The organism is Roseococcus suduntuyensis, from assembly GCF_014196305.1.
GTDB lineage: Bacteria > Pseudomonadota > Alphaproteobacteria > Acetobacterales > Acetobacteraceae > Roseococcus > Roseococcus suduntuyensis.
In genome coordinates, this window is record NZ_JACIDJ010000005.1 from 64,935 (window position 1) to 85,927 (window position 20,993).

General features: G+C 72.7%; 21 protein-coding genes. 10 read left to right on the forward strand and 11 right to left on the reverse strand.

What is annotated here, in order from left to right:
- Positions 1–137: 137 nt before the first annotated feature.
- From GGQ83_RS14065 to GGQ83_RS14080, 4 genes are all read right to left on the reverse strand, one after another.
- Positions 138–932: a DUF4394 domain-containing protein gene (locus GGQ83_RS14065; RefSeq protein ID WP_184385082.1), complete on the reverse strand. Its 795-nt coding sequence runs from the start codon at positions 930–932 to the stop codon at positions 138–140.
- A 99-nt stretch (positions 933–1,031) separates the two neighbouring features.
- Positions 1,032–1,709, reverse strand: coding sequence for an anti-sigma factor (locus tag GGQ83_RS14070; RefSeq protein ID WP_184385084.1), 678 nt, complete (start codon positions 1,707–1,709; stop codon positions 1,032–1,034).
- Positions 1,706–2,230, reverse strand: a complete 525-nt coding sequence (locus GGQ83_RS14075; RefSeq protein ID WP_311728231.1) for a sigma-70 family RNA polymerase sigma factor — start codon at positions 2,228–2,230, stop codon at positions 1,706–1,708. The genes GGQ83_RS14070 and GGQ83_RS14075 overlap by 4 nt, the downstream gene beginning before the upstream one ends.
- A complete protein-coding gene (locus GGQ83_RS14080) occupies positions 2,227–2,838 on the reverse strand; it encodes a hypothetical protein (RefSeq protein WP_184385086.1) in 612 nt (203 codons plus the stop codon). Before GGQ83_RS14080 ends, GGQ83_RS14075 begins: the two co-directional genes overlap by 4 nt.
- 35 nt (positions 2,839–2,873) lie before the next feature.
- Here GGQ83_RS14080 and GGQ83_RS14085 point away from each other — a divergent pair, with 35 nt between their 5' ends.
- On the forward strand, positions 2,874–3,704 hold the full coding sequence (locus GGQ83_RS14085; RefSeq protein ID WP_184385088.1) for an aldo/keto reductase: 831 nt from the start codon (positions 2,874–2,876) through the stop codon (positions 3,702–3,704).
- Between the two features lie 226 nt (positions 3,705–3,930).
- On the opposite strand, the gene GGQ83_RS14090 is transcribed toward GGQ83_RS14085, so the two are convergent.
- Together GGQ83_RS14090 and GGQ83_RS14095 are read right to left on the reverse strand one after the other, a co-directional pair.
- Positions 3,931–5,343, reverse strand: a complete 1,413-nt coding sequence (locus tag GGQ83_RS14090; RefSeq protein ID WP_184385090.1) for a TRAP transporter large permease — start codon at positions 5,341–5,343, stop codon at positions 3,931–3,933.
- 13 nt (positions 5,344–5,356) lie between these two features.
- The gene (locus tag GGQ83_RS14095) at positions 5,357–5,905 is read right to left on the reverse strand and encodes a TRAP transporter small permease subunit (protein WP_184385092.1); all 549 of its coding nucleotides are present in this window, start codon (positions 5,903–5,905) and stop codon (positions 5,357–5,359) included.
- Positions 5,906–6,039: 134 nt separating this feature from the next.
- Between GGQ83_RS14095 and GGQ83_RS20320 the strand changes: the two genes are divergently transcribed.
- The 7 genes from GGQ83_RS20320 (at position 6,040) to GGQ83_RS14130 (ending at position 13,602) form a co-directional block, all read left to right on the forward strand.
- Complete coding sequence (locus GGQ83_RS20320; RefSeq protein ID WP_184385094.1) at positions 6,040–8,037, forward strand: proton-conducting transporter transmembrane domain-containing protein; 1,998 nt, start codon at positions 6,040–6,042, stop codon at positions 8,035–8,037.
- Positions 8,034–8,996, forward strand: a complete 963-nt coding sequence (locus tag GGQ83_RS14105; RefSeq protein ID WP_311728235.1) for a respiratory chain complex I subunit 1 family protein — start codon at positions 8,034–8,036, stop codon at positions 8,994–8,996. The genes GGQ83_RS20320 and GGQ83_RS14105 overlap by 4 nt, the downstream gene beginning before the upstream one ends.
- A gap of 22 nt (positions 8,997–9,018) precedes the next feature.
- Entirely contained in the window at positions 9,019–9,690 is a 672-nt protein-coding gene (locus tag GGQ83_RS14110) for a hydrogenase-4 component E (protein ID WP_184385096.1), read from the forward strand.
- The gene (locus GGQ83_RS14115) at positions 9,687–11,114 is read left to right on the forward strand and encodes a hydrogenase 4 subunit F (RefSeq protein ID WP_184385098.1); all 1,428 of its coding nucleotides are present in this window, start codon (positions 9,687–9,689) and stop codon (positions 11,112–11,114) included. The genes GGQ83_RS14110 and GGQ83_RS14115 overlap by 4 nt, the downstream gene beginning before the upstream one ends.
- On the forward strand, positions 11,111–12,604 hold the full coding sequence (locus tag GGQ83_RS14120; RefSeq protein ID WP_184385099.1) for a hydrogenase large subunit: 1,494 nt from the start codon (positions 11,111–11,113) through the stop codon (positions 12,602–12,604). The genes GGQ83_RS14115 and GGQ83_RS14120 overlap by 4 nt, the downstream gene beginning before the upstream one ends.
- Positions 12,604–13,122 carry an NADH-quinone oxidoreductase subunit B family protein gene (locus tag GGQ83_RS14125; protein ID WP_184385101.1) on the forward strand — a complete coding sequence of 173 codons (519 nt, stop codon included), beginning with the start codon at positions 12,604–12,606 and terminating at the stop codon, positions 13,120–13,122. Before GGQ83_RS14120 ends, GGQ83_RS14125 begins: the two co-directional genes overlap by 1 nt.
- Positions 13,123–13,263: 141 nt before the next feature.
- Positions 13,264–13,602 carry a hypothetical protein gene (locus GGQ83_RS14130; RefSeq protein WP_184385103.1) on the forward strand — a complete coding sequence of 113 codons (339 nt, stop codon included), beginning with the start codon at positions 13,264–13,266 and terminating at the stop codon, positions 13,600–13,602.
- 214 nt (positions 13,603–13,816) lie between these two features.
- Here GGQ83_RS14130 and GGQ83_RS14135 read toward each other — a convergent pair whose 3' ends face one another.
- From GGQ83_RS14135 to GGQ83_RS14155, 5 genes are all read right to left on the reverse strand, one after another.
- Positions 13,817–14,752: a LysR family transcriptional regulator gene (locus GGQ83_RS14135; protein ID WP_184385105.1), complete on the reverse strand. Its 936-nt coding sequence runs from the start codon at positions 14,750–14,752 to the stop codon at positions 13,817–13,819.
- Between the two features lie 248 nt (positions 14,753–15,000).
- A complete protein-coding gene (locus GGQ83_RS14140; protein ID WP_184385106.1) occupies positions 15,001–15,957 on the reverse strand; it encodes a peptidoglycan-binding protein in 957 nt (318 codons plus the stop codon).
- Positions 15,954–16,556, reverse strand: coding sequence for a hypothetical protein (locus tag GGQ83_RS14145; protein ID WP_184385108.1), 603 nt, complete (start codon positions 16,554–16,556; stop codon positions 15,954–15,956). The genes GGQ83_RS14140 and GGQ83_RS14145 overlap by 4 nt, the downstream gene beginning before the upstream one ends.
- The gene (locus tag GGQ83_RS14150; protein WP_184385110.1) at positions 16,553–17,917 is read right to left on the reverse strand and encodes a hypothetical protein; all 1,365 of its coding nucleotides are present in this window, start codon (positions 17,915–17,917) and stop codon (positions 16,553–16,555) included. The genes GGQ83_RS14145 and GGQ83_RS14150 overlap by 4 nt, the downstream gene beginning before the upstream one ends.
- Positions 17,918–17,996: 79 nt before the next feature.
- The gene (locus GGQ83_RS14155) at positions 17,997–19,028 is read right to left on the reverse strand and encodes an aspartate-semialdehyde dehydrogenase (protein ID WP_184385112.1); all 1,032 of its coding nucleotides are present in this window, start codon (positions 19,026–19,028) and stop codon (positions 17,997–17,999) included.
- A 177-nt stretch (positions 19,029–19,205) separates the two neighbouring features.
- On the opposite strand from GGQ83_RS14155, the gene zapE reads away from it, so the two are divergent.
- Both zapE and GGQ83_RS14165 read left to right on the forward strand, forming a co-directional pair.
- Positions 19,206–20,375: a cell division protein ZapE gene (gene zapE, locus GGQ83_RS14160; protein ID WP_184385114.1), complete on the forward strand. Its 1,170-nt coding sequence runs from the start codon at positions 19,206–19,208 to the stop codon at positions 20,373–20,375.
- A gap of 83 nt (positions 20,376–20,458) precedes the next feature.
- The gene (locus tag GGQ83_RS14165) at positions 20,459–20,986 is read left to right on the forward strand and encodes a hypothetical protein (RefSeq protein WP_184385116.1); all 528 of its coding nucleotides are present in this window, start codon (positions 20,459–20,461) and stop codon (positions 20,984–20,986) included.
- The last annotated feature ends 7 nt before the right edge of the window (positions 20,987–20,993 follow it).

Here is a 20,993-nt window from a genome sequence, read left to right on the forward strand (position 1 = left end):
CATCCGCACGCGCGGATCATGCCCCTTTCCCGAGAGAATGATTCACTGCTCCGGCGTGCCGCCTTCGCGGATCATGCTCAGGCTTTGCCCCGAGAATGATTCACCGCTCCGGCGTGCCGCCTTCGCGGATCATGCTCTCAGCGCATTGCGGCCACATCGATCAGCGTCGCGGCGCCGAGCCCCGCGATGGGCCCCAGCGTCGTGACGGCGCCGGTCGTCAGGTCCAGCTCGTGCAGCGCGCCCTCCGCGACCAGGATGCCGCGATTGCCGCCTTGGCCATCCGCCAGGATGTCGAAGCCCGCGCTGGGCGGCAGGCTGGTGGACAGTGCCGCGCGCGGGGCCTGCACGCCGTCATTGGGCGGGCTTTGCAGATTGAGCTGGCCCAGCAGCGTGTCCAGCGTCAGCAGTTCCGTGGCGGTCGCGCCGGCCACGCTGTTCGTGTAGGCGCCGGCCGTCACGCGCGGCATGGTGCCGGCCAGGTCGGGGCGCGCATATTTGAGCGACCCGTCCACGATGGTCTGCCCCGTCTCGACATTGATGCGCAGGCTGGTGCCGTTCACGCCCAGCACGCGCAGGCGGTCCGGCACCGGGTTGAAGTCCACCACCGCGCGCCCGCCGCTCTCGAAGGGGACCGACAGGCGCGCGACCTGGGTGGCCCGGCCCGTGGCGGGGTCCAGCGTCACGATCTGCCCCGTCGCGGTCAGCCCATAGAGCATGCCATTGGCGGGGCGCTGATCTATGCCGACCAGCGCACCGTCCGTGCCGGTGACGCGCAGGGGCGCGCTGGCGCGGCGGGTCTCGGCGTCGATGCGGACCAGCTGGTTCTCGGCGGTCAGCGCGACCAGGGTCTGGGCGCTGGCGGCACTGGCGAGGTTCGCGCCGAACAGCGCGACACCGGCCAGCAGGGACAGGCGGAAGCGGGAGGAGGTCATGCATAGGCTCCGTCTTGCAGGTGGGACGGGAAGCGCCCCACTGCCGGCGTTACGGAGCGGCCGCGCGGCCAGATGCAGCGCCGCGCGATTTTTTTCGGCTCAGCTTCCGGCCGCCGCCTGGAGCCGCCCGATGAACAGGATGGGCCCAGTGGGCCGCCCGATGGGCGAGCCCCCCGGCGGTTCCAGCGTGATCTCGATGAGCATGCCGGGCTCGGGGCGGATGCTGCGCGGTGTCACCACCATGCGCCCGCCCTCCGGCACCAGGCCCAGCGAGGTGGGCGCCGTCGCCCCCTGCGGCAGGGCCCAGAGTTCCATCACCCGGTCCGGCGCCACGGGGGGCAGGTTCAGCGCGGCCAGGCGCAGCTCGCCGCGCGCCGATTCCACCAGCCAGGCCGGTTGGTCCTGGCTGGTCAGCAGCACCGTCATCAGCGCGGGCTCGGGGGCGGGGCGCAGCAGCAGCACGGCGGCCAGCCCGGCCGCGACCGCGCTGGCGCCGATGCCGAAGGCCGGCCAGGGGAAGCGCCAGCGGCGCGCGGCGGGCGTCGGGTCCAGGCTTTCGGCGATGCGCGTCCAGAGGCCGGGCGGCGGCGCCTCGGGCGGAGCCAGGGCTTGCAGGGGAGCGAGCCGTGCTTCCCAGGCCGCGACGGCGGCGGCCAGGTCGCGGTCGGTCTCCATCAGCGCCCGCACCCGCGCGGCCTCGCGCGCGTCCAGCGTGCCCAGGACGTATTCGCCCGCCAGTTCGTCGTAATTCTGGGCCTCGCGCTCTTCCGGGGTCATGCCAGGCACTCCCTGAGGGCGAGCAGCCCGCGCCGGATCCAGGCCTTCACGGTGCCGAGCGGCGTGCCCAGCCGCGCCGAGATCTGCGGGTGGGAGAGGCCATGGACGAAGGCCAGCAGGATGCCGTCGCGGTTCTTGGGTTCCAGCCCGTCGAGGCAGGCGCGCAGCCGCGCCCCCTCGGCCGAGGCGGCGAGTGTCTCGAATTGTTCGGGCGGCACGGGGGCGTCGCCCAGCAGCGCGTCCTCGCTCGGCAATTCGCGGCCGCGGCGGCGGGCGATGTCGAGAGCCGCATGGCGCACCACGCCCCCCAGCCAATGCTCGGGCGCGCCGCGCGCCGGGTCGAACTGGTCCGCGCGCCGGGCGATATTGAGGAAGGCGTCATGCAGCGCATCGGCCGCCGCGTCGCGGTCGCGCAGGATGGCCATGGCGATGCCGAACAGCCGCACCGAATGGGCCTCGTAGAGGGCGCGCAGCGCGGCGCGGTCGCCGCGCGCCACGCGTGCCAGCAAAGACTCGCTCACGGAATGAGGCGCTGCAGGCGGCCCAGCCAGTCGCGCAGGTCGAAGCCGGGCGGTTCGGGCGGGGGGGCGGTGCCGGCGGGCTGGCGGCGGCGCAGCGCCTCGGTCGCCTCGCGCGTGCGGGAGAGCGGCAGTTCGGCGGGCTCGGTGCCCGCGCTGGTGTTGCTGCCCAGCCCCGACATCCGCACCAGGGCGCGGCGGGAGGTCAGCAACTCAGCCGCCGCGCGCTCGGCCTCGCCGCGGCGGGGGGTGCAGATGAGGTTCCGCCCCTCCAGCCCGCAGGGCAGTTCCAGCATGGTGTGGCTGTCGAAGCGCAGCTGCGCGGTGCCGGTGAAGGCCAGCACGCCGCGCATGGCGCTGTCGAAGGAGAGGTCCCGCGCGGTCACGGCCGGCACCAGCATGCCCTGCCGGTCCATGATTTCCAGCGTGAGGCCGGGGCCGACCGCCGAACGCTCCACCGGCTCGGCATGGCGCAGGATGCAGGTGGTGCGGTCCGTCATCCGGTCGGTGACGCAGGCGAGGCGCCATGGCCCCACCTCCTCGGCGGGCTGGCCCCAGGCGGCGGGACTGGCGAGGAGCAGGGGCAGCAGGGCAAGAAACCGGAAGCGCATCGTGGCATTGTATCACAGACAAGGAGGGCGATGGCATGACCCCATTGCGGCTGCGGGATGGAACCGCGTTCCCCCGCCTCGGCCAGGGCACCTGGCGCATGGGCGAGGACGGCACGCGCCGCAAGGAGGAGGTGGCGGCGCTGCGGGCGGGGCTCGACCTCGGCCTCACCCTGATCGACACGGCGGAGATGTATGGGGAGGGCGGGGCCGAGAAGGTCGTGGCGGAGGCCATCGCCGGCCGGCGGGAGGAGGTGTTCCTCGTCTCCAAGGTCTATCCGCACAATGCCTCGCGCCGAGGCCTGCCACAGGCGCTGGAACGCAGCCTGAAGCGCCTGAAGGTGGACCGGCTGGACCTCTATCTGCTGCATTGGCGTGGATCGGTGCCTCTGGCCGAAACGGTGGAGGCGATGGAGCGCGCGCGGGAGGCGGGGAAGATCGCCCGCTGGGGTGTGTCCAACCTCGACGTGGACGACCTTCTGGAGCTGGAGGCCGCGCTGCCCGATTGCGCGACCGACCAGGTGCTGCTGAACCTGGAGCATCGCGGCCCGGAATTCGACCTGCTGCCCTTCTGCGCCACGCAGGAAATGCCGGTGATGGCCTATTCGCCGGTGGGGCAGGGGGGTGCGCTGCTGCGCCACCCCGTGCTGGTGAAGCTGGCCGCCGCGCGGGGTGCCACGCCGGGGCAGATGGCGCTGGCCTGGACGCTGTCGCTTCCGGGCGTGGTCAGCATCCCCAAGGCCAGCGGCCTCGCGCATGTGCGGGAGAATGCTGCGGCGGGGGAGATGGTGCTCTCCCCCGAGGAACTGGCCGCGCTGGACGCGGCCTTCCCGCCGCCGCGCCGCAAGCAGGAACTGGCGATGCTGTAGCGCCTGATCGCCTTTGGTGGGATCACCAAAGGCGTGAATCAGACGCTCGGCAGCGCCTGATCGCCTTGGTGGGATCACCAAAGGCGTGAATCAGCCGCTCGGCAGCGTCTGATCGCCTTGGTGGGATCACCAAAGGCGTGAATCAGCCGCTCGGCAGCGCCTGATCGCCTTTGGTGGGATCACCAAAGGCGTGAGTCAGCCGCTTAGCAAGGCTCCGGCCCCGCCCCTACCGGAAGATCGGCATCGCGTCGTCATCGGAGGGCGGGGCGGGCGGCGGCACGTCGATCGTGACGCTCGCCGGGTCCACCCCCGTTCCGCCCTGGATCAGGAAGGTGACGGCCTCGGGCCAGATCATCACGATGGCCACCAGAAGCAATTGCAGGCAGATCCAGGGAATGGCGCCGCGGTAGATCGCCTGGGTCGACACGAATTTCGGCGCGATGGAGCGGATGTAGAACAGCGCGAAGCCGAAGGGCGGCGTCATGAAGCTGCTTTGCAGGTTGATGCACAGCAGCACCCCGAACCACACCAGGTCGATGTCGAGCTTGGTGGCCACCGGCGCCAGCAGCGGCACCACGATGAAGGCGATTTCGAAGAAGTCGAGGAAGAAGCCCAGCACGAAGATGAAGGCGTTGACGAAGAGCAGGAAGCCGATCTGCCCGCCCGGCAAATTGGCCAGCAGCCCCTCCACCCAATGCGAGCCGTCCACGCCCTGGAACACCAGGCTGAACACCGTGGCGCCGATCAGGATGTAGATGACCATGGCCGTGATGCGCATGGCGTTGCCCATGGCCTCGCGCAGCAGCTTCCAGCTGAAGCGGCCGTTCAGGATGGCGAGTGCCACCGCCCCTGCCGTGCCCATGGCGCCCGCTTCCGTGGGCGTGGCCAGCCCCATCAGGATGGTGCCCAGCACCAGGAACAGCAGCAGCAGCGGCGGCACCATGCCGCGCAGCACCCGCAGGTAGAGCGGCCAGCCACGCGCCATCAGCGCCTCGGGCGGCAGGGCCGGCACGCGGTGCGGGGCCACGATCGCCACGCCCGCCACGAAGGCCAGGAACAGCAGGATCTGCAAAAGGGCGGGCCCGATGGCGCCCGCATACATGTCGCCCACCGAGCGGCCCAGCTGGTCGCTCAGCACGATCAGCACGAGCGAGGGCGGGATGAGCTGCGTGATGGTCCCCGAGGCCGCGACCACGCCCGTCGCCAGCCGCTGGTCATAGCCGTAGCGCAGCATGATGGGCAGCGCGATGACGCCCATGGCCAGCACGCTGGCCGCCACCGTGCCCGTCACCGCGCCCAGCAGCGCGCCCACCAGCACCACGGCGAAGGCGAGCCCGCCCGGAATCTTGCCGAAGAGCTGCGCCGTGCTTTCCAGCAATTCCTCGGCGAGGCCGCAGCGTTCCAGGATGGCGCCCATCAGGGTGAAGAAGGGAATGGCCAGCAGCAGGTCGTTCGACAGGATGCCGAAGACGCGCGGCGGCAGGTTGCCCAGATAGGCGGGCGTGAAGAAGCCCAGCTCGATGAAGAACAGGCCGAAGCCCAGCCCCACCGCGCAGAGGCTGAACGCGACGGGGAAGCCCATCAGCAGGAAGACGACCAGCCCCGCGAACATCAGGGGCGGCATGATCTCGACGCTCATGACTGGCAGGGCCTCACTGCTCGGGGCGTTCGTAGCCGGTGGCGACCTCGACGGGCTGGATGTCTCCGCGCAGCAGGGCCACGCGCTTCACCAGCTCCGACAGGCCTTGCAGGGCCAGCAGGGCGAAGCCCAGCGGCATCAGCAGCTTGACCGGCCAGCGCACCAGCCCGCCCGGGGCGGGCGAGATCTCATGGCGCATCCAGCTGTCCAGGAAGAAGGGCCAGGTCATCCAGGCCAGCAGGAAGATGGCGGGCAGCATGAAGAACAGCAGACCGAAGACATCCACCCACAGCCGCCCCCGCTCGCCCAGCATGGCGTACAGGATGTCCACCCGCACATGCTGGTTGCGCTGCAGGGTGTAGCTGGCGCCCAGCATCACCACGCCGGCGAAGAGATACCATTGCACCTCCAGCCAGCCATTGTGGGAGAAGTTGAAGCCATAGCGCAGCACGGCGTTGGTGGCGCTGATGGCGCAGGCCAGCAGGATGCACCAGTCGGCCAGGCGGCCGCAGCGCTCATTCACCCAATCCACCCCCCGGCTGAAGCCGAGCAGCACCCACATGACCTGATCCCTCCGCGCGGACAGCAGCGCGTTAAACAAAAGAGGCGGCTTGTCCAGCCTCGCCTTGGGCGCCGTGGTGGATACAATGGAGGAATGATGGGGCGACTCGGGCAATCGGCGGGGGTTTCGGGGGCGTGCTGACGCTTCTCGGCCTCGGCTTGCTCGCGCTGGCGGTGCTGGCGGGGCTGGGGGCCGCGGGGCTGGGACGGCGGTTGGTGCCGCTGGGTGCCGCGGCGGTCGCGGCCGTGCTGGGCGCCGTGGCCGTGGCCACGCTGGCGCTGGGGCCGGTCGAGGAGGCCGTTCTCGCCCTCGGCCCGCCCTGGGGGCCGGCGCGCGTGGCGCTGGATGCGCTCTCGGCCTGGTTCCTGCTGGTGCTGGCGGTGGTGGCGCTGCCCGCTGCCCTCTTCGCTGCCGCAACGGGGCCGTCCAGCCGGGCGGAGGCCGCGGCCTTCCCGCTCTTTCTCGCCGCCATGGTGCTGGTGCTGCTGGCGGCCGACGCCTTCACCCTGCTGCTGGGCTTCGAGGTCATGTCTCTCGCCTCCTGGGCCCTGGTGGCGGCGCGGCACCCGGCCGGGCGCGGACGGCGCGCGGCGCGGCTCTATTTCGGCTTCGCGGCCTTCTCAGGCCTCTGCCTCATCGCGGGCTTCGCTTTGCTCTCGGCGCCCGGCATGGGCTTTTCCGAGATGCGCGCGGCCCCGCCCGAGGGCTGGCGCGGCACGCTGGCCCTGGTGCTGATCCTGCTGGGGGCGGGGTCCAAGGCGGGGCTGCTGCCCTTCCACCTCTGGCTGCCGCTGGCCCACCCGGCCGCCGCCACGCCCGTCTCGGCGCTGATGTCGGGCGCCATGGTGAAGATCGCGCTCTATGTGCTGGTGCGCGCCCTGTTCGACCTGGCGGGCGTGGCGCAGCCGGGCTGGTGGGGCGCGCCATTGGTGGTGCTGGGGGCCGCCACGGCGCTGTGGGGCGCCATCCGCGCCAATGTCGAGACCGACATCAAGGCCATCCTGGCCTGCTCCACGCTGGAGAATGTGGGGCTGATCACGCTGGCGCTGGGGCTTGCCCTGGTGTTCCGGGGGGCGGACCTGGCGCCGCTGGCCGCCCTGGCGCTGTCCGCCGCGCTGCTGCACACGCTGGTGCATGCGGGGTTCAAGGGGCTGCTGTTCCTCGTGGCGGGCGCGGTGGCCGAGCAGGCGGGCAGCCGCGACCCCGACCGGCTGGGCGGGCTGATCCACCGCATGCCCTGGGTGGCGGGGCTGGCCATGCTGGGCGCGGCCTCCGCCGCCGCGCTGCCGCCCTTCTCGGGCTTCGCCAGCGAATGGCTGGTGTTGCAGGCGCTGATCCAGAGCTGGCGGGTGGCGGAATTGCCGGTGCAACTGCTCTCGGCGGCGGCGCTGGTCACGGCGGGGATGGCGCTGGCCCTGGCGGCGGCGGCCATGCTGCGCTTCGTGGGGCTTGTTTTCCTGGGCCGGCCGCGCACCCCGCGCGCGGCGGGCGCGCTGGATGCCTCGGGGCTGATGCGCGCAGCGCTGGTGGTGGCGGGGGCGGTCTGTGCCGCGCTGGCGTTGCTGGCCGCGCCGGCGTTGGGCCTCGCGGGCGGCATCGTGACCGGGTTGCTGGGCGAGGGCGCGGCCCCGCCCATCTCCGGGCTGGACCTCATTCTGGGCGAGGCGGGCGCCCGCTACGCCCCCTGGGCCGTCACGGCGCTGCTGGCGGGGCTGACCCTGGCGCTGTGGTATGGGCTGCACCGCAAGGGCGCGCCCGAACCTCGGCGCGGCCCCGCCTGGGATTGCGGCTTCATGCCCCCGCCGGCCGACCTGCCCTTCGGCGACCCGCTGACTCAGCCCAGCGCCGCCGGTGCGGCCCAGCCCATCCGCCGCGCCTTGGGCAGGCTGGCGCTGGCGCAGCGCGAGACGCACCACCCCGCCACCCCCGGCAGCACCGTCCCAGCGCGGCTGCGCGTCGAGGCGCGGGATCATGGCTTTGTCGCCTTGCTCTGGCCGCTGGGCCGGCTGCGGCGCCTGGCCGGGCACCAGGCGGAGCGGCTGCGTGGGCTTCCGCTCTCGGCCTATCTGGCGCTGGCGCTGGGCACACTGGTGCTGCTGCTGGCGCTGCTGGCCTGGGGAGCGGTGGCATGATGGCCACCTTCCTCGCGCTGCTGACGCAGATCCTGCACGCCGCCCTCATCCTTGCCGCGGCGCCGCTGGTGGTGGGCGGGGTGCGCTGGGTGAAGGCGCGGCTGCTGGGCCGGCGCGGACCGCACCCCCTCCAGCCCCTGCGCGACCTGTTGAAGCTGCTGCGCAAGCGCCCGGTGCTGGCCGATGGATCGAGCGTCGTCACCCGCGCCACCCCCTATGTGGCCCTGGCGGCGACGCTGCTGGCCGCGCTGCTGGTGCCGGGCTTCGCGCAGGGCATGGCGCTGGCGCCGGTCGCGGACCTCATCCTCATCGCGGGGCTGCTGGCGCTGGCGCGGATGGCGCTGGCGCTGGCTGGGCATGACGCGGGAACCGCCTTCGGGGGCCTGGGTGCCGCGCGCGAGATGACCTTCGCCGCCTTCGCCGAACCCGCCCTGCTGGCCTCCGTGCTGGTGCTGGCGGTGCTGGCGGGCAGTTCCAACCTCGACGCCATCGCCGCCTTGTTCCGCGAGGGCAGCCTGGGCATCCGTGTCTCCCTGCTGTTCGTGTTGATGGCGCTGATGGCCGTGGCGCTGGCCGAGAATGCCCGTGTGCCGGTGGACAACCCGGCCACCCACCTGGAACTGACCATGGTCCATGAGGCCATGCTGCTGGAGGCCTCGGGCCGGCACCTCGCCCTGTGGGAGGCGCAGGCGGCGTTGAAGCTGACGGTCTGGCTCGCGCTGCTGGCGGCGATCTTCCTGCCCTTCGGCGCGGCGCCGGCCGGCGCGGGGCCGATTGGCTGGGTGGTGGGGCTGGTGCTGTGGGGCGCGAAGATGGCGCTGCTGGCCGTGGCGCTGGCGGTCTTCGAGACGGCCATCGCCAAGATGCGCGTCTTCCGCGTACCGGAATTCCTGGGGGCCGCGCTGCTGCTGGCGCTGCTGGCGGCGGCCCTTGTCTTTATCACGACAGGACTTGCGTGATGCTTATCACGACGGGCCTCGCATGACCGGCCCCGGGGACATCGCCTATGACGTGGCGCATCTGTTGGGCGGGGCCATGCTGCTGGTCGGCTTCGTCATGCTGGGCCAGCGGCGAATCGGCGCGCTGATTGCCGCACTCGCCGCGCAGGGTGTGTTGCTGGCGCTGGCGGCCTTTTGGCAGGGCCATGTCCAGGCGGCGCCGCAACTCTATCTGACGGGGCTGATCGCGCTGCTGGCCAAGGGCATCGCCATCCCTCTGGTGCTGCACCGCCTGGCGGGCGAACTGCCGCCGCCGCTCCGCACCGAGGCGCCGGGCCGGATGGGCGCGGGGCTGGTGCTGGGGGTGGGGCTGGTGGGGCTGGCCATGTTGGTCGTCGTGCCGGCCACCACGGGGGCAGGCGCCTTGGCGCGGGTGGACCTCTCCATGGCGCTGTCCATCCTGCTGCTGGGGGCGCTGATGATGGTGACGCGGCGCAGTGCCCTGGCCCATGTGGCGGGGCTTCTGACCATCGAGAACGGGCTGATCCTGGCCGCGGTGGGCGTGGCCGGCATGCCGCTGGTGGTGGAGCTTTCGGCGGGCGGCCTGGTGCTGGTGGTGGCGCTGATCGCGGGTGTTTTCGCGCGGCAGATGCGCGAACGCTTCGCCAGCCTCGATCCGGGCGTGCTGGACCGCCACCGGGGGGAAGGGCGATGAGCCTCGCCACCGCCCTGATTCTGTTGCCGCTGCTGGGGGCCGCGCTGCTGGCCGCGCTGCCGCGCGTGGCGCCGCTGCTGAATATCGCCATCTCAGCCGGTTCGCTGGTGCTGGCGCTGCTGCTGCTGGCCGGGCCCCTGCCGCAGGGCGAGGGCTGGCTGCGGGCCGATGCGCTCTCGGTCTCGCTGGTGGTGCTGGCGGGAATCGTGGGGCTCGGCACCGCCGTCTTCTCCTGGCAGGACATCCGGGACGAGGGCTTCGACACCGCGCGCACCCGCTTCTACCACGCGGCCTTCCAGGGCTTCATGGCCACGCATTTCCTGGCGCTGCTGTCCGACAATCTCGGCATCATGTGGGTGGCGATCGAGGCGGGCACGCTCGCCTGTGTGCTGATGGTGGGGCTGCACCGCACGCCCGCCGCCATCGAGGCCGCGTGGAAGTTCTTCATCCTCTGCGGTTTCGGCATCGCGCTCGCCTTGTTCGGCATCATCGTGCTGGCGCTGGCGGCCGCCCCGCATTTGCCCCATGGCGACCTGCGGCTTTCGGCCACGGCGCTGCGCGAAATCGCGCCGCTGGCCGAACCCGGTCTGCTCAACCTCGCCTTCGTCTTCCTGCTGGTGGGCTTCGGCACCAAGGCGGGGTTGGTGCCGCTGCATTCCTGGCTGCCCGACGCCCATGCCGAGGGCCCCACCCCCATCGCCGCCGTGCTGTCGGGGCTGCTGCTGAACAGCGCCATGCTGGGCATCCTGCGCGGCGAGGCCATCGTGGCGGCGCACCCGGGCTCCTGGGCGCCGGGCGGTTTCCTGATCGGCATGGGGCTGGCTTCGCTGCTGCTGGCGGGCGTCACGCTTTGGCGGCGGCGCGACGCCAAGCGCCTCTTCGGCTGGAGCAGCATCGAGCATATGGGCATCGCGGCCATCGCCTTCGGTGTGGGCGGGCCGGCCGGGAACATGGCGGGCATCCTGCACCTCTGGGGCCATTCCCTGCTGAAATCGGCGGCCTTCTTCGCCATCGGGCGTGCGGCAAGGCTCAAGGGCGGGCAGCGCATGGACCAGATCGGCGGGCTGGCGCGCAGCCACCCCGCACTGGGCTGGGGGCTGGTGCTGGTGATGGCGGGGCTGGCGGGGCTGCCGCCGGCCAGCCTCTTCGCGTCGGAATGGATGCTGGCGGCGGCCCTGGGCCGTGAGGCGCCCTGGCTGCTGCTGCCCTATGTGGCGGGGCTGCTGGTGGCCGCACTCGCCCTGCTGCACGCCATGCAGCGTCTTTGCCTGGGCCCAGCCACGCCGGATGTGGCGCCCGGCCCCGCGGGCTGGGCCACGCTGGGGCCCATCTGGTGCAACCTGGTGCTGGCCGTGATCCTCGCCATCGCCCTGCCGGCCCCCCTGCGCGCCCTGCTGCGCGACGCCGCACAGGTGCTGGGATGAGGGCGGCCAAGGTGCTGGAATCGGGCGTCATCGCCCCCTGCATGCCCTGGCCGCGCACGGTGCTGGACGCCGCCGCCTGGCTGCGCCTGCGCGAGGCATTGGCAAGCGACCCGAGCCTCGACCTGCTGGCGCTGTGGGGCGAGCCCGGCTTCGTCCATGCCGCCTTCCTCGACATCGCGGCCCCCCGCCTGTGGCTGGCCAGCACGGCGGTGGAGGGCGGCCGCGTGCCGGCGCTCTCGCCCGTGCGGCCCGGGGCCGCGCTGTTCGAACGCGCCCTGCATGATCTCTGGGGCATCACGGCCGAGGGCGCGGTGGACGCCCGCCCCTGGCTCGACCATGGCCGCTGGCCGGTGCGCGCGCCGCTCTCGCCCCGCCCGCTCAGCCACAGCCCCGCCGCCGACCCCATGGAATTCCTGCCCGCCGAGGGCGCGGGCGTGCACCAGATCCCGGTCGGCCCCATCCATGCCGGGATCATCGAGCCCGGGCATTTCCGCTTCCATGTCCAGGGCGAGACCATCGTGAGGCTGGAGGCGCGGCTGGGCTGGACGCACAAGGGCACGCTGTCGCTGCTGCAGGGCAAGTCGCCGCGCGTGGCGGCACGCTTCGCGGCGCGCCTTTCGGGCGACAGCACCGTGGCGCATTCGCTGGCTTTCGCCCGTGCCGCCGAGGCCGCTTCGGGCGCCGAGGCCCCGCCCCGCGCCACGGCTCTGCGCGCCGTGATGCTGGAGCTGGAGCGGCTGCACAACCACCTGAACGACATGGGCTTCATCGCCAATGACGCCGCCTTCGCGCCGCTGCACGCCGAGGCCGGGCTGCTGCGCGAGGCCCTGCTGCGCGCCCAGCACCAGGCCTTCGGCCACCGGCTGATGATGGACCGCGTGGTGCCGGGCGGTGTGGCCATGGACCTTTCGCCCGAGGGCCAGGCCGCCATCGAGGCCGCGCTGGCGGGTGCCGCCGCCGGCCTGCCGCGCCTGCTGCGGATGTATGAAGGCCATGCCAGCCTGCAGGACCGCGTGCTGGCGACCGGCCTCCTCCCGCCCGCGCTGGTCGCCGCTTTCGCGCCGGGGGGCGTGGTGGGCCGCGCCGCCGGCCGCGCCTTCGACGCGCGGATGCTGACGGGCGAGATGGCGGACTGCCCCACCCAGCCCGGCGCCGACGTGGATGCCCGCTGGCGCCAGCGCCATGCCGAGGCGCTGGCCGCCATCGCGCGCGTGCGGACCCTGCTGGCCGGCCTGCCGCCCGGCCCGCTGACCGTTTCGCTGGGCCATGGCGAGGCGCGCGAAGGGGTGGCGCTGGTCGAGGGCTTCCGCGGCGAATGCCTGGCCTGGCTCGCGCTGGATGAGGGCGGGCTGATCCGCGCGGCCTTCCTGCGCGACCCCTCCTGGCTGCACTGGCCGCTGCTGGAGGCGGCCGTCATCGGCAACATCGTGGCCGACTTCCCCCTCATCAACAAAAGCTTCAACGCGAGCTACAGCGGGGTGGATCTCTGATGCTCTGGCCCCGCCTTGCCCGGAACCTGCTGCGTCCGCCCGTGACCGACGCGCCCGTGGTGCCGCTGCCCGAGGTGGTGGCCGCGCTGCGCGAGCGCATGGAGGCGGCCTCCATGCGGCGGCTCGGCCGTTCGCTCGCCATCCGCCAGGTGGATGCGGGCAGCTGCAATGGCTGCGAGCTGGAGATCAACGCGCTCCAGAACGTGGCGCATGACCTGGAGCGCTTCGGGTTGCGTTTCGTGGCCTCGCCCCGCCATGCCGATGTGCTGCTGGTGACCGGCCCGCTCACGCGCAACATGGCCGAGGCCCTGCTGCGCGCCCGCGCCGCCACGCCGGAGCCGGTGTGGATCGTGGCGGCCGGCGATTGCGCGGTGGATGGCGGTGTCTTCAAGGGCAGCTATGCGGTGCTGGGCGGCGTCGAGGCGGTGCTGATGCCCGACCTCATCATCCCCGGCTGCCCTCCGAGCCCGACCGAGCTGCTGGAAGGCCTGGTCGCCCTGGTCGAAGCGAACGCCTGAACCTTCTTGCCTGCTCCGCCCCCCCTCGTTTCCGCATACCCCCTGCACGAAGCCTTGGAATGGGCCGGGACGGGGGGCGGGCGCATCTTCCTTCCATCAGCGGAGGCCATCGCCGCCGCACAGATCGGAAGGAACTTGAAGATGAACACCCCCCGCAACCTGATCGCCGCCGCCCTGCTGCTGGGCGCCCCCGTCCTGGCCCAGGCCGCCGACTATCCGCGCCAGGTGGGCAGCGGCGAGGACATGACGATCGAATACGGCCCCGGCGTGCAGGGCAACATCGTGGGCGGCGGTGGCACCGTCGTGACCTTCAGCGGCCCCTCGCCCAGCATCCGCTACACGGATGACGCCCAGGTGCAGCGGCGCACCGATGGCCTCGTGCCGGTGATGGTGGACCAGGGCGAGACGCGGACGATCACCTTCGTCGCCCCCGAGGCCGCTCCGTCCCCGCGTCTGGCGGGCCTGCAGAACCGGAATTGAGATTTCCGGCGGCCGGTGTGGCTACAGCGTGATCGACCCTCCTTGATCACGCTGTGGCTCAGCCCCGGCGGCTGCTTCACGACTTCGGCGATTTCGCCCAAGCCGAACAGGCGCGAAAGCATGCTGCGTTCACATGCGTTCACGCCGCCTGCTCCAGCCTTTGTCGAGGGCGGGATTCTACGTTTTAGGTGCTTCCACCTCCACGCATCCCGCTCTAAGCCCCCGCCAGCTGCGCCCCCACCGCCTGCAACCCCTCATGCAGCGCATCCGCCACCACGCGGATGCGCGGCGTGTGGCGGGTGTCCTCGTGCAGGCCGATCCAGATGCCCACCCGCGGCGCGGCGGAGGGTGTCTCCAGCCGCACCAGGGTTGGCCCCACCTGCGCCTCGCTCCGCGCCATGGCGCCATCGCCCATGCCGCGCGGCAGGGCCGCGACACCCATGCCCCCCAGCGCCGCCTGCAACAGCGCCTCGTGCGAGTTGGAGGTGAAACCCACCGCCGCGGCGTGCATCAGACCCGCGAGCCAATCCTGCCCGGGCCGCGACATGTCGGACCGGGCATCCTCAGGAGGGGCGAAGACCAGGCGGGCGTGCCCCGGCGCGCCGGTGGCGAAATCGGGCAGGCCGCGCGCCTCCAGGTAGGAGGTGGCGGCATAGGCGCACAGCTCGATCTCCCCGGCACGGCGCGCCACCACATCGGGCTCGGTGAAGGCGCCGATGCGCACCGCGATGTCGGTCTCCCGCCGCGCCAGGCTGACGGGCCGGCTCTGCGCGCTGAGCTCCACCAGGATCTCGGGGTAGCGGACATGGAGCTGCGCGAGGATGGGCGTGAGCACGCGGCTGCCCAGCGCCTCCACCGCCGTCACCCGCACCAGCCCTTCGAGGCGGTTGTCCTGTCCGGTGATGCGCCGCTCCACGCGCAGCGCCTCCTCCTCCATGCGCTCGACCGCGCCCATCACCTCCTCGCCGGCCTGGGTCAGGACGAAGCCCTGCGGCGTGCGTTGCAGCAGCCGCGCGCCCGACCGCTCATGCAGGCCTTCGAGGCGCCGGCCCATGGTTGTCTGCGTCACCTTCAGCGCCCGTGCGGCGGCGGAGAGGCTGCCGTGGCGGGCCACGGCAAGGAAGGTCCGCAGGTCATCCCATTCCAGCATGATGTTCCATCGGTTCGAGGCCAGGGCGAATGGTGCCGGCCTGTGTCACAGCCCTCCATGTAAGGTTTGGTGAACCCCACCGCGAGATGTGACAGGCGCGCGACGGCCGGGGGGCTGGGGTGCCCCCACGGCAACCCGGCCCGGGCCATAGAGCGGGATGCGTTGAGGTGGAATCACCGAGAACGCTGAATCCCGCTCTCAACAAAGGTTAGAGCAGGCTGCGTGAACGCATGTGAACGCAGCATGCTCTAGGCGGCGCGGGCCTCGCCCTCCAGCAGCGCCCAGAGGCTGGGTGTCTCGGCCCCCGGCGCGTCTCCGGCCGCGAAGGCCGCATGGGCGTCGCCCAGGAAGGCGCAGAAGGCATCCGCGTGCCAGCCATCGCCCCGGCGCGTCTGCACCAGGCCCCAGTTCGGGTCCGAGGAGGCCGGCCGCAGGCTGCCGGCATTGTAGGCGATGGCGACCAGCGGCGGGTCGTAGCCCGTGGGAAGCCGCCCGCGCGTGGCCTGGCGCTGGATATAGGCGGCACCCGCCAGGGCGGAGGTGGCGGGGTCCAGCAGGCGCGCGCGGTCCAGCGTGGGGTCGGCCAGGGCCTCGCGCGCCGTCGAGATCAGCGTCTGCATCAGGCCGGGCGAAACGCGGTGCGGCGTGGCGGCGTCCGAGACGAAGCCCGGCTCCTCCCGCACCGCCTCGGCCCTGCCGCCCGATTCGACCAGCGCGGTCGCCAGCAGCAGGTCCACCGGCGTGCCGATGCGCCGTGCCGCGGCCTCCAGCGCGGCCCGGTGCCGCGCCCAGGCGGTGGCGGCGGCGCGGGGGTTGGCGTTGCGGCGCGGGCTCGGCTCGCCCTCGACCTGCACACCGCCGCGGACCAGCCGCCAGCGCCGCTGCCCCGCGCCCACCGGTGGGCCGTGAAAGGTGGTGAGCGCCGGCAGGAAGGGCCGCAGCGCGTTCTGCCAGGCATGGTCGCGCCGCAGGGCGGGCGCCTGCATCAGCCGCGCCCAGGCGGGACCCGTCAGCACGCCATCCACCGGCAGGCCCTCGCGGCGCTGGAAGCGGCGCACCGCCTCGGCCGTCATGGGGCCATAGACGCCATCGGGCTCGCCCGGGTTCAGTCCGGTTCGCAGCAGGGCGAGCTGCGCCTCGCGCACCACCTCGCCGCGCATCATGGGCAGGGTGAAGACGAGCGGCTGGATCAGCATGACGTTCATGGCGCATCTCCGCAGCCGGGCAGGGTGGTGATCCGGGTGGCGAGGTCGCGTGCCTCCGGGCTTCCGGGCGGGGCCTCGGCGAGGCCTGCGCGGGCGACGGCGCAGTTCGCGGACAAAATTCCTATCGCCGGATGTGACAAGACCAGCGCGGCGCGGGCGCGCAGCAATCCGCGGGATTCGGGCGGGGCGGCGGTGGCGGCATCGCGCGCGCGGGCGGCCTCGGCGGCGGCTTGTGCGCGGGGCAGGAAGGCCACGTGGCAGAGGCGCGCCTGGGCCTCGCCCTGGGCCAGCGCCGGATGGGGCGCCAGCGCGCGCGCGGCGGCATAGCCCTGGGCCGCGCAGTCCAGATGCGCGACGGAACCCGGGCAGGCGGCGCCGGGCGCGCGGCTTTCCATGGCGAGGCGCATGCAGGCCTCGGCGCGGCGGGCGTGCAGCCGGGCGCAAGCGGCATGGCCGGGCGGGCAGGCGACGGGTTCGGCGGCGATGGCCGCGTCAGTCGCACCCTCCCAGCGGGCGAGCTGGCCCAGCGGCGGGTCCACCACCGCGGCGATCGGCGCGCAGCCGGCCAGCAGCGCGAGCAGGGGGAGAAGTCGGCTCATGGGGTGATCTCCGCGAGCAGGGGCAGGGGGTCGGTGTCCGTCTCGCGCAGTTGGGCGAGCAGAAGGGTGAGGCCTTCCAGCGCGGCGCGCGCCTCGGGCGGGGCCGCGACGGGCGTCAGCAGCGTGGCGTCGGGGGCGGCGCGCAGGGCGGGGGTGGCCGCGCTCAGCCCCGACGCGGCACGGGCGAGGGTCTCGGGCGTGACATCGCGCGCCAGCGCTTCCTCCAGCAGGGCGGCGCGGAATTCCGCCAGGCCCTGGGCGGCCTCCTCCGGGCTCGCGAAGCCCGGATGGCGGGCCCAGAGCAGGGCGGCCGCATCGGGGCGCAGGCAATGGTCGAGCAGGGTGGCGAGGAAGCCCGGTTCCTCCAGCCTGGGCGTAAAGAGGCGCGCGAAGATCGGCGCCTGGGCGAGGCGCAGCTCGGCCGAGGCGGGGGTGATGGTGCCGGCGTCGAACAGGGCGGGGTCGAGCGGCGCTTCCAGCAGCCTGGCGCGGAAGCGGCGCCAGGCGCCGGCGCCCAGGTTCCAGCCCACGCCCAGCACCAGTGCCGCGGCTCCGAGCGGCCCGCCGGCGGCGAGCGGCAGGGCGGGGGCGGCGGCGCGCAGCAGGGCGGCGAAGGGCCCGCCGGCGCCGGTCAGCGCGCCGAGCGCGGCCTGGAGCGGCGCCTCCGTGGCGCTGCCGCCCAGCGTCCGGGCGGCGCCCAGGGCGCGCTCGGCGGCCTCGACCAGCGTGGCGGCCTGGGGAGGGAGGATGCCGGGCGGGAGTGCGGGGCCAAGCTGCGTCAGGATGGTCCGCGCCACGCCCAGATGGCGTTCGAGCTGGGCGGCCATGCCTTCGACCCGCGCCGGGTCGGGCGCGTCGCGCAGGGCCTGGTTCTGGCGCTGCTCCGACGCCAATACTTCGGTGAGGCGGCGGGTCACCTGGGCTTCGGGCGTGGTGGAGCGGGCGCCGAAGTAATAGCCGAACACGCCGGCGATGATGCCGTTCACATAGCCCGCCACCGCGTCATTCAGCGCCAGCGCCTGGCTGAACAGCAGCAGCGGCAGGCCGATGATGCCGACGATGAGCGCCAGCAGCGCCCGCACCGTGCCCTCCGGCAGGCCCATCGGCAGGTCGCGCAGGGCGGCGATCTGCCCGGGCGTGGTCGCGGGGTCGCGCAGCAGGGCGAAGGAGCGGGAGGCGAGCCACCAGAGGAAGGCGGCGAAGCCGATGCCGACCGCGAAGACCAGCAGCGCGACGAGGTTGGCCGGCGCGGCCAGCGCGCCCTCCAGCCGCAGCCCGGCCGCACGGGCCAGCAGCAGCGGCAGCAGGAGGGCGAGGGCGCCAAGGAGAAGGGTGAGGGGGGTGGCGAGGAAGGGGGGCACGCGGGGACCTCCTGCTTGGGTCCCAGGTGTGCCAGTATTTCTTCCTCAGATCAAGGAAATTTATCCTATAACGCGGTCGTCAGCGGATGGCCTTCGCCAACAGGCCCAGCTCCGCCATCTCCTCCGCGATCTGCACGGCGTTCAGGCCGCTGCCCTTCCGCAGGTTGTCCCCCACCACCCAGAGCGACAGCCCATGCGCCACCGACCCATCCCGCCGCAGGCGCGAGACGCTGACCTCGTCCTCACCGGCCGCGTCCATGGGGGTGGGGTAGCCACCCTCCTCACGTGTGTCGAAGAAGGAGAGGCCGGGCGCCTGGCGCAGGGCCGCACGGGCTTCGGCGATGCCCACGGCTTCGGCGAATTCCAGTTGCAGCGCCAGCGCCTCGCCCACGAAGACCGGCACGCGCAGGCAGGTCGCCATCGCCTTCAGGTCCGGGTCCAGCAGCTTGCGCAGTTCCAGCGGCAGCAGCGCCTCGTCGCGCGTGGCGCCATCCTCGGCGAAGGCGCTGGTCTGGGGCACCAGGTTGAAGGCGATGGGCTTGGGGAAATGCTGCGGCGCCGGGATGTCGTTCACGAAGCTGGCCCGCGTCTGGGCGAACAGCTCGTCCATGCCATCCTTGCCTATGCCCGAGGCGGGCTGGAGGCTCACGACATTCACCCGCAGCAAGGGCGCCAGCGCCCGCAGCGGCGCGGCCACGAGGGCGGCGAACACCGCCGTGGGCGAAGGGCTGGCGATGATGCGCTTCTTCCGCTGGCGCGCCAGCGCCTCCCCGTTCACCTCCGGCACCACCAGTGCCACGCCGGGCTCCATGCGGAAGGCGGGGCTGAGGTCCACCACCCAGGCGCCGGCGGCCACCGCGCGGGGGATGTGCAGGCGCGCATCGGCCTCGCCCACCGCGAAGATCACAAGGTCCAGCCCCGCGAAGTCGAAAGCCTCCAGCGCGCGCATCTTGAGCACCTGGCGCTCGCCGAAGCTGATCTCCTGGCCCGCGCTGCGCCCGGTGCCCAGCGCCGTGATCTCGGCCACGGGGAAATCGCGCTCGGCCAAGGCCTTGAGCGCCTCGCGCCCCGCCAGCGTGTTCGTGCCGGCCACCGCCACCCGGAATGCCATGTCGCGCCTCCTCCTTGCTGCCGCGAGTTGCATACACGCCCGGGCCACGTTGAGCGATGGCGCATCCGGGGCTACAGCCTGAGCAACTGTCGTCGCTCAGGCTTTGTCTTTGCTGCGCGGCTGATTCACGGCTTCGGCGATTCCACCGAAGCCGATCAGACGCTAGGAACGGGCCAAATGGATGGTGTCACAAGGTTGAACGAAGGTCCCTTGCCCGCCTATCGCGCCCGCGTGGCCGAAGGCGTGCTCCGCCCTGATCCGGCGCAGGCCCGTGCGGCCGAGGTGCTGCAAGGGCTCTGGCAGCGCATGCGCGGCTATGACCCCGCGCCCAACGCCCCGCGCCCCGCGCCCCGCGGCCTGCTGGGCAAGCTGTTCGGCGCGCGAAAGGGCTCGGGCGACCTCGCCGCGCCATCGGGCACGCCGGAGGGGCTCTACCTGGTGGGCCAGGTGGGGCGCGGGAAGTCCATGCTGATGGACCTCTTCTTCGAGACGGCCGAGGTTCGCCGCAAGCAACGCATCCATTTCCACGACTTCATGCAGCAGGCGCACCAGCGCATCCATGCCTGGAAACGCGCCAACCCCGATGGCAACGACCCCATCCCGCCGCTGGCCGACAGCATCGCGGCCGAGGCGGCGCTGCTCTGCTTCGACGAATTCCAGGTGCATGACGTCACCGACGCCATGATCCTGGGCCGGCTCTTCGAGGCGCTGTTCGCGCGCGGCGTGGTGGTGGTCGCCACTTCCAACACCGCGCCGAAAGACCTGTTCAAGGGCAAGCCCGGCCGTGACGCCTTCCTGCCCTTCATCGCGCTGATCGAGCAGCGGGTGGAGGTGCTGGAGCTCGAATCCCTGCAGGATTACCGCCGGGAACGGATGCGGGGCCTGCCCTCCTGGCACCACCCGGCCGATGGGAGGGCCGAGCGCGCGCTGGACACGGCCTTCCGCGACCTGACGGGCCAGGCGCAGGGCGCGCCCCTGACGCTGACGGTGCTGGGCCACACGCTGGAGGTGCCGGAGGCCGCGGGAGGTGTCGCGCGTTCGAATTTCGATGCGCTGTGCGGCAAGCCGCTGGGGCCGGCGGACTACCTCTGCCTCGCGCGGCATTTCCACACCCTGGTGCTGGACGAGGTGCCGCGTCTCGGCCCCGACAATTTCGACCGGGCGCGGCGTTTCATCACGCTGATCGACGCGCTGTATGAACACCGCTGCAAGCTTTTGGCCTCGGCGGCGGCGGGGCCGGACCATCTGTATGAAAAAGGCGAAAATGCGGCAATGTTCGAGCGCACCGCGTCGCGCCTGATGGAGATGCAGAGCCCCGAGTATTTGGCCTTGCCACACCTGCCTTGAGTGGCCTACGCCTTCGCCAAGGGATAATTCCGGGGATCGGGGGATTTATGCGGCTTCTTATGGTGGGCCTTGTGGGCGCGTTCATGCTGACCTTCACGCCTGTGGTGCCGGAGGCACAGGGCCAGACCCGCACCGGGGCCCAAAACCAGCGCCCCGCCGCCACCGCCGCCAACCGTGCCGCCGCCCGCCCGGCCGCCACACGCCCCGCCGCCACGCGCCCGACCGGCGCCCGCCGAGCGGCCGCGACCCGCCCAGCCGCGACCCGCCCCGCCGCGAACCGCCCCGCCGCACGGACGGCCACCCGCACGGCGAGCCGCCCCGCCGCGACCCGCCCAGCCTCCGGCCAGCGCGCCGCGCCGCGCCCCGCCGCGGCCGTTCCCTACAGCGCGCCGCGCAACGCGGCCCGCTCCGGCGCCTCCGGCCGGCAGACGGCCGCCCAACGCTGCACCACCCGCAATGGCCGCCGCGTCTGCACCCGGACGGCCAATGCCTCCTTCCGCTGGGCCGGTGACCTTCCTCCGGCCGCGATGAACCAGCGCGCCTGCCCCGAGGGCACCATGGCCACCAACGCCATCGGCCATAGCGACATCACCCGCTGCGTCCCGCTCTGACACATAT

Coding starts and splice junctions, on each gene's coding strand:
- GGQ83_RS14125 (WP_184385101.1), top strand. CDS start 12,604: ATGCTCTGGCCCCGCCTTGCCCGGAACCTGCTGCGTCCGCCCGTGACC.
- GGQ83_RS14135 (WP_184385105.1), bottom strand. CDS start 14,752: ATGCTGGAATGGGATGACCTGCGGACCTTCCTTGCCGTGGCCCGCCAC.
- zapE (WP_184385114.1), top strand. CDS start 19,206: ATGGATGGTGTCACAAGGTTGAACGAAGGTCCCTTGCCCGCCTATCGC.
- GGQ83_RS14080 (WP_184385086.1), bottom strand. CDS start 2,838: ATGCGCTTCCGGTTTCTTGCCCTGCTGCCCCTGCTCCTCGCCAGTCCC.
- GGQ83_RS14110 (WP_184385096.1), top strand. CDS start 9,019: ATGACCGGCCCCGGGGACATCGCCTATGACGTGGCGCATCTGTTGGGC.
- GGQ83_RS14090 (WP_184385090.1), bottom strand. CDS start 5,343: ATGAGCGTCGAGATCATGCCGCCCCTGATGTTCGCGGGGCTGGTCGTC.
- GGQ83_RS14065 (WP_184385082.1), bottom strand. CDS start 932: ATGACCTCCTCCCGCTTCCGCCTGTCCCTGCTGGCCGGTGTCGCGCTG.
- GGQ83_RS14115 (WP_184385098.1), top strand. CDS start 9,687: ATGAGCCTCGCCACCGCCCTGATTCTGTTGCCGCTGCTGGGGGCCGCG.
- GGQ83_RS14120 (WP_184385099.1), top strand. CDS start 11,111: ATGAGGGCGGCCAAGGTGCTGGAATCGGGCGTCATCGCCCCCTGCATG.
- GGQ83_RS14140 (WP_184385106.1), bottom strand. CDS start 15,957: ATGAACGTCATGCTGATCCAGCCGCTCGTCTTCACCCTGCCCATGATG.
- GGQ83_RS14130 (WP_184385103.1), top strand. CDS start 13,264: ATGAACACCCCCCGCAACCTGATCGCCGCCGCCCTGCTGCTGGGCGCC.
- GGQ83_RS14095 (WP_184385092.1), bottom strand. CDS start 5,905: ATGTGGGTGCTGCTCGGCTTCAGCCGGGGGGTGGATTGGGTGAATGAG.
- GGQ83_RS14085 (WP_184385088.1), top strand. CDS start 2,874: ATGACCCCATTGCGGCTGCGGGATGGAACCGCGTTCCCCCGCCTCGGC.
- GGQ83_RS14105 (WP_311728235.1), top strand. CDS start 8,034: ATGATGGCCACCTTCCTCGCGCTGCTGACGCAGATCCTGCACGCCGCC.
- GGQ83_RS14145 (WP_184385108.1), bottom strand. CDS start 16,556: ATGAGCCGACTTCTCCCCCTGCTCGCGCTGCTGGCCGGCTGCGCGCCG.
- GGQ83_RS14155 (WP_184385112.1), bottom strand. CDS start 19,028: ATGGCATTCCGGGTGGCGGTGGCCGGCACGAACACGCTGGCGGGGCGC.
- GGQ83_RS14165 (WP_184385116.1), top strand. CDS start 20,459: ATGCTGACCTTCACGCCTGTGGTGCCGGAGGCACAGGGCCAGACCCGC.
- GGQ83_RS14070 (WP_184385084.1), bottom strand. CDS start 1,709: ATGACCCCGGAAGAGCGCGAGGCCCAGAATTACGACGAACTGGCGGGC.